Source organism: Ensifer aridi (assembly GCF_002078505.1).
In the GTDB taxonomy this organism is placed as follows: Bacteria; Pseudomonadota; Alphaproteobacteria; order Rhizobiales; family Rhizobiaceae; genus Sinorhizobium; species Sinorhizobium aridi.
Genome location: NZ_LUAV01000008.1, coordinates 15008 through 25553, shown reverse-complemented (window position 1 = coordinate 25553; position 10546 = coordinate 15008). Strand labels below are relative to the sequence as shown.

Annotated in this window: 12 protein-coding genes; 8 read left to right on the top strand and 4 right to left on the bottom strand. The window is 63.0% G+C overall.

The features are described 5' to 3' along the window. The first annotated feature begins 148 nt into the window (after window positions 1–148). The 6 genes from AYK65_RS08470 to AYK65_RS08445 all read left to right on the top strand — a co-directional run bounded on the left by AYK65_RS08470 (window position 149) and on the right by AYK65_RS08445 (window position 4723). Complete coding sequence (locus AYK65_RS08470) at window positions 149–589, top strand: YaiI/YqxD family protein (protein WP_026617361.1); 441 nt, start codon at window positions 149–151, stop codon at window positions 587–589. A 41-nt stretch (window positions 590–630) separates the two neighbouring features. Further along, window positions 631–1287: a DUF1345 domain-containing protein gene (locus AYK65_RS08465; protein WP_026617362.1), complete on the top strand. Its 657-nt coding sequence runs from the start codon at window positions 631–633 to the stop codon at window positions 1285–1287. A gap of 16 nt (window positions 1288–1303) precedes the next feature. Further along, window positions 1304–2137, top strand: coding sequence for an S-formylglutathione hydrolase (fghA, locus tag AYK65_RS08460; protein ID WP_046118270.1), 834 nt, complete (start codon window positions 1304–1306; stop codon window positions 2135–2137). A 150-nt stretch (window positions 2138–2287) separates the two neighbouring features. Next, window positions 2288–3280, top strand: a complete 993-nt coding sequence (locus AYK65_RS08455; protein WP_046118271.1) for an RluA family pseudouridine synthase — start codon at window positions 2288–2290, stop codon at window positions 3278–3280. Continuing rightward, window positions 3280–3945 (top strand): HAD-IA family hydrolase, encoded by a 666-nt coding sequence (locus AYK65_RS08450; protein ID WP_081158172.1) that lies wholly within the window; start codon window positions 3280–3282, stop codon window positions 3943–3945. The genes AYK65_RS08455 and AYK65_RS08450 overlap by 1 nt, the downstream gene beginning before the upstream one ends. Next, window positions 3938–4723 (top strand): ATP12 family chaperone protein, encoded by a 786-nt coding sequence (locus AYK65_RS08445; protein ID WP_046118273.1) that lies wholly within the window; start codon window positions 3938–3940, stop codon window positions 4721–4723. The genes AYK65_RS08450 and AYK65_RS08445 overlap by 8 nt, the downstream gene beginning before the upstream one ends. An 81-nt stretch (window positions 4724–4804) precedes the next feature. On the opposite strand, the gene sugE is transcribed toward AYK65_RS08445, so the two are convergent. The 4 genes from sugE to AYK65_RS08425 form a co-directional block, all read right to left on the bottom strand. Further along, entirely contained in the window at window positions 4805–5119 is a 315-nt protein-coding gene (gene sugE / locus AYK65_RS08440; RefSeq protein ID WP_046118536.1) for a quaternary ammonium compound efflux SMR transporter SugE, read from the bottom strand. Between the two features lie 232 nt (window positions 5120–5351). Further along, window positions 5352–5786, bottom strand: coding sequence for an OsmC family protein (locus tag AYK65_RS08435; RefSeq protein WP_026617368.1), 435 nt, complete (start codon window positions 5784–5786; stop codon window positions 5352–5354). Window positions 5787–5845: 59 nt separating this feature from the next. After that, the gene (locus AYK65_RS08430) at window positions 5846–7156 is read right to left on the bottom strand and encodes a replication-associated recombination protein A (protein ID WP_046118274.1); all 1311 of its coding nucleotides are present in this window, start codon (window positions 7154–7156) and stop codon (window positions 5846–5848) included. Beyond that, window positions 7153–8550, bottom strand: coding sequence for a DegQ family serine endoprotease (locus tag AYK65_RS08425; protein WP_046118275.1), 1398 nt, complete (start codon window positions 8548–8550; stop codon window positions 7153–7155). Before AYK65_RS08425 ends, AYK65_RS08430 begins: the two co-directional genes overlap by 4 nt. A gap of 271 nt (window positions 8551–8821) precedes the next feature. On the opposite strand from AYK65_RS08425, the gene msrP reads away from it, so the two are divergent. Together msrP and msrQ are read left to right on the top strand one after the other, a co-directional pair. Beyond that, entirely contained in the window at window positions 8822–9763 is a 942-nt protein-coding gene (msrP, locus tag AYK65_RS08420; protein WP_026617371.1) for a protein-methionine-sulfoxide reductase catalytic subunit MsrP, read from the top strand. Between the two features lie 2 nt (window positions 9764–9765). Continuing rightward, window positions 9766–10428 carry a protein-methionine-sulfoxide reductase heme-binding subunit MsrQ gene (gene msrQ / locus AYK65_RS08415; protein WP_034885952.1) on the top strand — a complete coding sequence of 221 codons (663 nt, stop codon included), beginning with the start codon at window positions 9766–9768 and terminating at the stop codon, window positions 10426–10428. Window positions 10429–10546 lie beyond the last annotated feature (118 nt).

The window sequence follows — 10546 nt, the reverse complement described above, 5'->3', positions numbered from 1 at the left end:
TCGAGGAGATCAACAAAGGCTTCGAGCTCATGCACTCCGGCGAAAGCATCCGCTCGGTCGTGCTGTACTGAGCTCACAGTACGCGTTAGAAAAGCGCCGGAGCCGTCTGAATTCCGGCGCTTTTCCGTCCTTCCGGGTTGAAACTGCTATGATCTATGTCGACGCCGACGCATGTCCGGTCAAGGCCGAGACCCTAAAGGTGGCTGAGCGCCACGGCTTCGAGGTGACCTTCGTCGCCAATTCGGGGCTACGGCCCTCGCGCGACCCGATGATCCACAACGTCATCGTATCGGCCGGGTTCGATGCGGCGGACGATTGGATCGCCGAACGCGCCAGCAGGGGCGATGTCGTGGTGACGGCGGATGTGCCGCTTGCTGTGCGCTGCGTCGCCGCCGGCGCGCTCGTGACCGGGCCTACCGGGCGCGTCTTCGATAAGACAAACATCGGCATGGCCTCTGCAATGCGCGACCTCGGCGCGCATCTGCGGGAAACCGGCGAAAGCAAGGGCTATAATGCCGCCTTCACCGCCAAGGACCGCTCCGCCTTTCTCGAAACGCTTGATCGACTTTGCCGTCAGGCGAAAAGGTGACGAGCCGACGAGCGTGGCGGCCGGCGAATGGGAGGCAGCGAATGAACCCCAAGAAGGGCCTCAGGCATTGGCCGTTCTATCTCGCGCTCGCGGGCGCGCTGCTCAGCCTGCCGATCAGCAGCATGCTCTTTCGCGGCCAGGCGGTCGAGATCGCAGCGATTCTCTTCTTCTGCATCTACCTGTCGATGGCCGCTGTCCGCATTCCCAAGCTTACGGGGAGCTATCTCAAGATCAACGCCCGCGACACGGGCGAACCGGAACCGATCATCTTTCTGGTGACGCTTTCGGCCGCCGCCATTTCGCTGACGGCGCTCTTTTTCGCGCTCAACCGCACCGGAGGCGGCAGCGCCGGCGAATTAATTCTCGCCTTTGCCTCCGTGACGCTGGGATGGGCCACGGTCCACACGATGGCCGCGTTGCACTACGCCCACCTCTATTGGCTCGCCAGCCACCATGGCGAGAGCAACCCTGCGGCGCGCGGCCTCGCCTTTCCGGAAACCGACGCTCCCGGCGGCTACGACTTCCTCTATTTCGCCTTCGTCATCGGCATGACGGCGCAGACCTCGGACGTCGCCATCACTACGACGGCAATGCGGCGCGTCAATCTGGTGCACGCGATCGTTTCCTTCTTCTTCAACACCGTGCTCGTCGCGGCTGCGGTCAATGCCGCGGTACAGCTCGCCGGCAGCACCTCATGAATCCAGGAGCGCTCTCATGAAAGTAATCTCGCAAAACACAGCCTTCGGCGGCATGCAGGGCGTCTACGCGCACGATTCGGCGGCCTGCAAGGGCGAAATGACCTTCGCCGTCTACGTTCCGCCGCAGGCGATCAACGAGCCCCGCCCCGTCCTCTGGTATCTCTCCGGTCTCACCTGCACCCATGCCAATGTGATGGAGAAGGGCGAGTACCGTCACATGGCCTCCGAACTCGGCCTCATCATCGTGTGCCCGGATACGAGCCCGCGCGGGCCCGATGTGCCTGACGAACTTACCAACTGGCAGATGGGCAAAGGCGCCGGCTTCTATCTCGATGCGACGGAGACGCCCTGGGCCGAGCATTACCAGATGTATACTTACATCACCGAAGAGTTGCCCGCTCTCGTGAGCCAGCATTTCCGCGTCGACATGGGCCGGCAGGGAATCTTCGGCCATTCGATGGGTGGACATGGCGCCATGACGATCGCGCTCAAGAACCCTGAACGCTTCCGCAGTTGCTCTGCCTTCGCGCCGATCGTCGCGCCGTCGAGTGCCGACTGGTCCGTCGGCGCCTTCGAGAAATATCTCGGTGCCGACAAGGCGGCCTGGCGGAAGTATGATGCCTGCGCGCTGGTCGAAGACGGCGCGCGCTTCCCGGAGTTCCTGATCGACCAGGGCAAGGCCGATGGTTTCCTCGAAAACGGCCTGCGCCCATGGCTTTTCGAGGAGGCGGTCAAGGGAACGGAGATCGGCCTCACGCTCCGGATGCACGAGCGCTACGACCACTCCTATTATTTCATCTCGACCTTCATGGACGACCATCTCAAGTGGCATGCCGAAAGGCTGGGTTGATACGCGACGCTTCTCCCCTGCCGCGTCCCCTTCGTTCGGCAAGCGGGCTGGTAGCGCGACGATCTTTCGGCGCTCGGCCCTCGCCGGACTGGCCCTCGCGCCCGCAATGGTCTAAAGCCACCCTGAAAAACAGGAAGCGGATTTCTGCAGATGGCAGGCATAGAACACAGGCGGGTGGACAGCGACGAGGCGGGCATGCGTCTCGACCGCTGGTTCAAGGTGCATTTTCCGGGATTGGGCTTTGGTCCGCTGCAGAAACTGCTGCGCTCCGGGCAGATCCGCGTCGACGGCGCACGCGCCAAGTCCGACACGCGCGTCCAGCCCGGCCAGACGATCCGCATCCCTCCGCTCGGCGTCGACGCCAAGGACGTGAAATCCGGTCCGATCGGCGGGCGTGACCTGCGCAATTCGTCCGACGGCGAGCTCCTGTCGCGCATGGTCCTGCACGAGGACGCCAAGGTGATCGTGCTCAACAAGCCGGCCGGCCTTGCGGTCCAGGGCGGCTCGGGCGTCAGCCGGCACATCGACAAGATGCTCGAAGCCTGGACCAACCAGAAAGGCGAGAAGCCGCGTCTCGTCCATCGGCTCGACCGGGATACGTCCGGCGTCCTCGTCATCGCCCGCACCCGCGGCGCGGCCCAACAACTGACGGCCGCGTTTCGTGAACGCGACACCAAGAAGATCTACTGGGCGCTGGTCAAGGGCGTGCCGCGAAAGCGCGAGGACCGGATTTCCACCTGGCTCGTCAAGGAGCAGACTCCGGACGGCGACCGCGTGCGGATCGCCAAGCATGGCGAGGAAGGCGCCGATCACGCGATCTCCTACTACCGCGTCGTCGAGCAAGCCGGGCAGAACCTCGCCTGGCTCGAAATGGAACCCTATACCGGCCGCACGCACCAGTTGCGCGTGCACGCCGCCCATATCGGTCACCCGATCATCGGCGATCCGAAGTATTTCGAGGCGGACACCAACTGGACCTTTCCCGGCGGCATGCAGAACCGGCTGCACCTCCATGCCCGGCATATCGACATTCCCCATCCGAACGGCGGGCGGCTGAAGGTCACGGCTCCCCTGCCCCCGCACATGGTGCAGAGCTGGAACCTGCTCGGCTTCGATGAGGACGCCGCCGGCGAGGGCGACTGATGAAGCTCGTTCTTTTCGATTGCGACGGCACCCTGGTCGACAGCGCCGGGTTGATCCACGAGGTGATGGCCCGCACGTTCGATGCCTTCGATCTGGAGCGCCCGACGACGGACGCCACCAAAGCGGTCATCGGCCTTACGCTCGATATTGCCATCGCGAGACTTCTAGGGCAGCCGCATGCCGACACCCGTGAGGTCGCAATGGCGGCGCATTACAAGACTATCTTCGCTTCGGTGCGCGGCGAGCCCGGGTTCCAGGAAGCATTGTTTCCTGGCATAGCGGAAATGATGGAAACGCTTGCCGCCCAGGACGAATTGCTGATCGGCGCCGTCACCGGAAAATCAAGGCGCGGGCTTGCGCACATCGCCGCCACCCACGGCTTCGACAAGGTCTTCTTCGTCTCGCGCACGGCGGACGATTGTCCGTCGAAACCGCATCCGGCGATGGTCATGGAGTGCTGCGCCGAGGCCGGCGTCGATCCCGCGGATACGATCGTCATCGGAGACGCGATCTATGATATGCAGATGGCGAAGGCAGCCGGCGCGGATGCGCTCGGCGTCGCCTGGGGATATGCCAGCGTGCCGCAACTCATCGAGGCCGGCGCCGATCACATCGCCCGCGTGCCGGCAGATATAATCGAATGGATGGAACGCAACCATGCCTGATATTCGCGACGAACTGAGCGGAGCACTGAGCCACGAGGATCCGGTGCGCCGTGCCCAGATCCAAATGCAGAAGCCGCTCGCGAAGCGTTTCTACAAGCATGCAAGCGTCGCCCCCGCGGATGATGGCGGATACGCGGTGCTTCTCGACGGCCGGCCGGTGCGCACACCGGCGAAGCGGCCGCTTGTCGTTCCTACGGAGAAGCTCGCCGCGTTGCTGGCGGCCGAGTGGGACGCGCAGACCGAGGTCATCGACCCCGGGGCGATGCCGCTCACGCGGATCGTCAATACGGCGATCGACGGAGTGGCGCTCGATGACCGAGCCGTCTTCGACGATGTCCTGCGTTTCGCCGGCAGCGATCTCCTCTGCTATAGAGCCGATAGCCCCGAGGGTCTGGTCAGGCGGCAGAACGACATCTGGAATCCGGTCCTCGATTGGGCGGCCCATTCGCTCGGCGCCCGCTTCATTCTCGCCGAGGGCGTGATCCATCAGGAGCAGCCGCGCGAGGCAATCTCTGCCTATGCCGAGGGCCTGCGCCCCTTTGCGACGCCGCTGGGCCTCGCCTGTCTGCACACGATCACGAGTTTGACGGGATCCGCGCTGCTTGCGCTCGCCTTGGCCAAGGGAAGGCTGTCGGCGGAAGAGGCATGGGAGGCCGCCCATGTCGACGAGGATTGGCAGATCGAGCACTGGGGAACCGACGAGGAAGCCTTCAAACGCCGCGAAAATCGCTGGCGGGAGATGCAGGCCGCCGCCACGGTGCTCGACGCGCTAAAATAACGTCGAGCAAGCCTCAAGTTTACGTTGCGTGAAATTCTTTCCCTCCGGTCATGAGCGGATGCCGAGGAAAACCGCTCGGCCTCAGGCAACCAGCTTCAGGCCGGCAATGCCTGCGACGATGAGGCCGATGCAGCCGAGGCGAAGGACGGTCGCGGGCTCGCCAAAGAGCATGATGCCGAGAACGACGGTGCCGACCGTGCCGATGCCGGTCCACACGGCATAGGCCGTACCGAGCGGCAGCGAGCGGACGGCGATGCCGAGCAACAGGATGCTAAGCACCATCGCGCCGACCGTCAGCACCGTCGGTGTAAGTCGCGTGAATCCATCCGTATATTTGAGACCTATTGCCCAGCCGATTTCAAGAATTCCGGCAAGAAGCAGGGTGAACCAGGCCATATCAAGCTCCTTCAAGTGGAGCGAGGCCGTCCCCGCGGAAGTGCGGACCGACGTCGTCGATCCGTGCAGCCGTCTGCAACGCGGCACTCCTATGCCATAGACCGAGAAGCGCAACAAGATGCCGGCCGACATATCTGTTTTGCGCGGGGCGCGGATCGCCGCTCGCGAGTTTCCCTCGCACCGCCGCCCTCGCCAACGCTCAAAGCAGCGGACGAGGAGCTCTAACGAAAGATCAGCTCACCGCCGCCGCAGTGGTATCGATGACTTCAAAGTCGTGGGTGATTGTGGCCGTCTTGGCGAGCATCGCCGAGGCCGAGCAATATTTCTCGATCGAGAGCGCGATGGCGCGCTCGACCTTGTGCGTCGCAAGGCCACGCCCCTTGACCACAAAGTGCATGTGGATGCGGGTGAACACTTTCGGGTCCTGATCCGCACGATCAGCGTCGATCTCGACAAAACAGTCTTCGACCGCTTCGCGCCCCTTTTCGAGGATGTGAACGACGTCGAAAGCCGAGCAACCGCCGGTGCCGATCAGCACCAACTCCATCGGGCTCGGTCCCGGTGTTCGTCCCTCCGGCCCGACAGCCGTGCCGAGAACGACATTGTGTCCGCTTCCGGACTCGCCGACAAATGTCCGGCCTTCAACCCATTTGATGCGCGCCTTCATACAAATTCACCTCTCGTCACGATACATCGGGCACGTCAGCCCGTTTGCCAGGTCTCGATCTATGAATTCCGCTCGCGCCTGAGCCTCGCCCACCATTCGAGCCGCTTGCGAATTTCCCGCTCGAAGCCGCGCTCCGGCGGGTCGTAGAAGGTCTTTCTTCCCATCTTCTCCGGGAAATAATCCTGGCCCGAAAATGCGTCCGGCTCGTCGTGATCATAGCGGTATCCCTCGCCGTACCCCTCCCCCTTCATGAGCTTGGTCGGGGCATTGAGGATATGCTTCGGCGGCAGCAGCGAGCCGTTTTCCTTCGCCTCACGCATGGCCTGCTTGTAAGCGGTATAGACGGCGTTCGACTTCGGCGCGGTAGCGATGTAGACACAAGCCTCCGCGAGAGCGAGCTCGCCTTCGGGGGAGCCGAGATAGTCATAGGCGTCTTTGGCGGCGTTGCAGATCACCAGGGCTTGCGGATCGGCAAGCCCGATATCCTCGACTGCCATACGCACGAGCCGCCTGCCGATATAGAGCGGGTCTTCGCCGGCATCGAGCATGCGGCAGAGGTAGTAAAGCGCGGCGTCCGGATCCGAGCCTCGAACGGATTTGTGAAGCGCCGAGATCAGATTGTAGTGGCCGTCCTGGCTCTTGTCGTAAACGGGCGCGCGGCGCTGGACGATGTCCTGGAGCGCCGCGGCATCGAAAATCTCGTCCTTGCGAGCCGCCCGCCAGACCTCTTCGGCAAGGGTGAGCACCGCCCGGCCATCGCCATCCGCCATTCGGATCAGGCTCGCACGGGCATCCTCGTCGAGCGGCAACGCCTTGCCCTCGGCTTTCTCGGCGCGCTTCAACAGCTCCTCGAGGCTCGCCTCGTCAAGCGGCTTGAAGGTCAGCACGCGCGCCCGCGACAAAAGCGCGGCATTGAGCTCGAAGGACGGGTTCTCGGTTGTGGCGCCGACCAGGATGACGGTGCCGTCCTCCATGACCGGCAGGAAGCTATCCTGCTGGGCGCGATTGAAGCGATGAATCTCGTCGACAAACAGCAGCGTTTGTCGCCCCGACATGCGCCTCGCCCGAGCGGAATCGAACACCTTCTTCAAGTCCGCAACCCCGGAGAAGATCGCCGAGATCTGCTCGAAGGCGAGCCCGGCCTCGCCGGAAAGCAGGCGGGCCACCGTCGTCTTGCCGGTCCCCGGCGGTCCCCAGAAAATCATCGAACCGAGAGAACCGGACGCGATCATGCGCGTGAGCGCGCCATCCGCGCCGGTCAGGTGCTCCTGGCCGGTGACCTCGGCGAGCGTGCGCGGCCGCAGCCGATCGGCAAGCGGTCTTGCCGAGGCCATTTCCGGCGGCTCGATGGGGGAGAAGAGATCGCTCATCGGAAGAACTGACGAATGAGCTGGCCGCCGCGCTCGATCTCGACGCGCCAGAACGAGGCCTCATCGGCGACGACGCTTTCCAGCGTCTTCGAGCTGTCGATTGCAGTACCGTTGACCGAGCGGACGATATCTTTCGGTGCGAGTCCGATGCGGGCGGCCGGCGAGCCGCGATTGACCTCGGTGACGACGACGCCCTGCAAAGAAGTGGGCATGCGCAGCTCGTCTGCGAGGCGAGGCGAGAGATTTGCCACGACAGCGCCCGCGAAAGGATTGCGCCCTTCGATGAGCCTTTCGTCGCGCGGCGCGGTCTCGGGCGCCTGCTCGAGCTTTAAGGCGATGTCCTGCGGCTTGCCGTCCTCCAAGACCGTCACGCGCGCCTCATGGCCGATGCCGACGGTGGTCAGACGATAGCCGAGCGCATCGGGATGCTCGACCGCCATGCCGTTGACGGCAACGACGACCTGTCCCGGCCGCATGCCGGCGCTTTCCGCTGGCCCGCCCGACTGGACCGCCGTCACCAGCGCACCGCGGGCCCGGTCAAGCCCCAGCGCGTCCGCCACATCGGAGGTGACGGGCTCGAACGTTGCTCCGACGAAAGGCCGGATGAACGAGCCGCCGCCACCTTGAGCAGAGGCCACGAAGACCTTGACCAGGTTGGCGGGGATCGCGAATCCAACACCGTTCGAGCCGCCGCCTCTGGAAAAGATCGCGGTGTTGATGCCGATCAGCTCGCCTTTCATATTGATGAGGCCACCACCGGAATTGCCAGGGTTGATCGCGGCATCCGTCTGGATGAAGAAGCCGAAATCGCCATTGGAAATCTGATTGCGCGCGAGGGCGGATACGATGCCGCTCGTCACAGTCTGCCCGACCCCGAACGGGTTGCCCATGGCGAGCACCAGATCGCCGACCTCGACTGCGTCGGAATCACCGATCGGGATGATGTCGAACGGACCGTCCGCCTCGATCTTCATGACCGCAAGATCGAGACGGTCGTCCTTCAGCATGATCTTGCAGGGATATTCACGCCCGTCGGCGAGCGCGACCTTGATGTCGTTCGCGCCCTCGACGACGTGATTGTTCGTCACGACCAGGCCGTCGCGGCCGACGATGACGCCGGATCCGAGCGACGACTGCTTCTCGGTGCGATTCGGCATACGCTGGCCAAAGAACTCTTCGAAGAAGGGATCGCCGGCAAAGATCGACCGTCGCTCTACAACCCGTTCGGCATAGACATTCACCACCGCATTCGCCGTCTGCTTGACCAGAGGCGCAAAGGAGAGCTGCATTTCGGCACGGGATTGCGGTACCGTCTTGGCATCCTGAGCCATCGCGGGCGTCGACATGGCCACAGCGAAAACGAGAGCCGCGAAGACTCGATGGCCTAAGATCATGAAGAATTCTCCCTTTCGTTGCTGCTACGTTCAGATAGGATTTCGCAAGAAAAAAGGCAAACGCGCCGCGGGCGGACTCGACGATTTCGAAGGCCCATTTGGAGTGAAATCATCTGGCAAATCAGGCGATTGCCGTAATGCCTGCAGCTTTGAAGGAGAACTCGGCCCCGCGGTCACGAACCGCGCACGAAAACGTGGTTGCCGCCATCTTTCCCGGTGATCGAAACTCTGGTGATCTGATCTTTAGAAAACGCAGATGTTGGGGAATATCATGCCAAGCTACCGCGTACCGCGGATTGCCGCCTCCGAAATCACGCCAGAGCGCTGTTTCATCGATCGCCGGGCCTTCATGGCCGCTGCGGCGGGCGGTCTGTTCCTGGGCGGGACGACAAGCGGGCATGCCGGCCCGCTCAAGGCTTCCGCGAGCGCCTACAAGCTCGACGAGCCGATGACGCCGGAAAAAGACGTCACGAGCTACAACAATTTCTACGAATTCGGCACGGGCAAAGGCGACCCGGCTGCCAATTCCGGAAGCTTCAAGCCTTCGCCCTGGACGGTGAAAGTCGATGGCCTCGTCGGCAAGCCGCGCGAATTCGGCCTCGACGAGCTTCTGGCCTTCCCGCTCGAAGAGCGGAGCTACCGCATGCGCTGCGTCGAGGCCTGGTCGATGGTGATCCCGTGGATCGGCTTTCCCTTGGCCGCGCTCCTAGACAAGGTCGAGCCGCTCGGCAGCGCCAAATATGTCGCCTTCGAAACCGTCGTACGCCCCGATGAAATGCCCGGCCAGTCCGGTTATTTCCAGCCGCTGGAATGGCCCTACCGCGAGGGGCTGCGGCTCGACGAAGCCCGCCATCCGCTGGCGATCCTCTCTGTCGGCCTCTACGGCAAGACGCTTCCCAACCAGAATGGCGCCCCCATACGACTGGTGGTTCCGTGGAAATACGGTTTCAAGGGGATAAAGTCGATCGTGAAGATTTCGCTGACCGAAACGCCGCCTCCCTGCACCTGGAACCTCACCGCGCCGAACGAATATGGCTTCTACGCCAATGTGAACCCGGCGGTCGATCATCCGCGCTGGAGCCAGGCCACGGAGATCCGCGTAGGCGAAGGCGGGTTCTTCGGCTCCAACCGCCGCGACACGCTTCCTTTCAACGGCTACGCGGACGAGGTTGCGAGCCTCTATGCCGGCATGGACCTGAACGCGAATTTCTGACGATGACCATCTTGCCCACCCTGCCGAAACGATTGCATGGCGCCTCCGTCTCGATGCTCTACGCGCTCGGCTTCATTCCCGCCGTCTTCGCCTTCTATCTCGGGGCAACCGGGCAACTGCCCGGCAACGCCATCAAGGAATTCGAGCACCTGCTCGGCCTCTGGGCCCTGCGCTTCCTCGTAGCGACCCTGGCAATCACGCCGATCCGCGACCTCTTCGGGGTGAACTGGCTCAGATACCGCCGGGCCCTCGGCCTGCTCGCCTTCTACTACGTGCTGATGCACTTCCTCGCCTACATGGTGCTGGACCAGATGCTGCGCTTCCCGGCGATCATCGCCGACATCGCCCGTCGTCCCTTCATCACGATCGGCATGACAGCCTTCGTGCTCATCATTCCGCTTGCGCTTACCTCGAACAATTGGTCGATCCGCAGGCTCGGTCAGCGCTGGAACAAGCTGCACAAGCTCGTCTATGTGATCGCGGCGGCCGGAGCACTGCACTTCGCCATGGCGGTAAAGGTCGTCGGGCCGGAGCAGATGCTGTACATCACCCTCGTTGCGATGCTGCTCCTTTGGCGGGTGGTCAGAACGCGCTTCCTGCGCTGGAAGCGATCGCGGACCGGTTTCACGCGATCAATCGCAGCAACGGAAAAAGCGGCCGGGTGAGATCACCCGGCCGCTTCAATTTTGGTCTGATTACCTACAGCGCCGCTCGTCTTCTCAGACGCACAAAGGACGCTGTAGACTTTGAATTGCTGCATGTTTTTGTCCTTAAATCGGATAC

Coding starts and splice junctions, on each gene's coding strand:
- AYK65_RS08450 (WP_081158172.1), top strand. CDS start 3,280: ATGAAGCTCGTTCTTTTCGATTGCGACGGCACCCTGGTCGACAGCGCC.
- fghA (WP_046118270.1), top strand. CDS start 1,304: ATGAAAGTAATCTCGCAAAACACAGCCTTCGGCGGCATGCAGGGCGTC.
- AYK65_RS08470 (WP_026617361.1), top strand. CDS start 149: ATGATCTATGTCGACGCCGACGCATGTCCGGTCAAGGCCGAGACCCTA.
- AYK65_RS08435 (WP_026617368.1), bottom strand. CDS start 5,786: ATGAAGGCGCGCATCAAATGGGTTGAAGGCCGGACATTTGTCGGCGAG.
- sugE (WP_046118536.1), bottom strand. CDS start 5,119: ATGGCCTGGTTCACCCTGCTTCTTGCCGGAATTCTTGAAATCGGCTGG.
- msrQ (WP_034885952.1), top strand. CDS start 9,766: ATGACCATCTTGCCCACCCTGCCGAAACGATTGCATGGCGCCTCCGTC.
- AYK65_RS08425 (WP_046118275.1), bottom strand. CDS start 8,550: ATGATCTTAGGCCATCGAGTCTTCGCGGCTCTCGTTTTCGCTGTGGCC.
- AYK65_RS08465 (WP_026617362.1), top strand. CDS start 631: ATGAACCCCAAGAAGGGCCTCAGGCATTGGCCGTTCTATCTCGCGCTC.
- AYK65_RS08430 (WP_046118274.1), bottom strand. CDS start 7,156: ATGAGCGATCTCTTCTCCCCCATCGAGCCGCCGGAAATGGCCTCGGCA.
- msrP (WP_026617371.1), top strand. CDS start 8,822: ATGCCAAGCTACCGCGTACCGCGGATTGCCGCCTCCGAAATCACGCCA.
- AYK65_RS08445 (WP_046118273.1), top strand. CDS start 3,938: ATGCCTGATATTCGCGACGAACTGAGCGGAGCACTGAGCCACGAGGAT.
- AYK65_RS08455 (WP_046118271.1), top strand. CDS start 2,288: ATGGCAGGCATAGAACACAGGCGGGTGGACAGCGACGAGGCGGGCATG.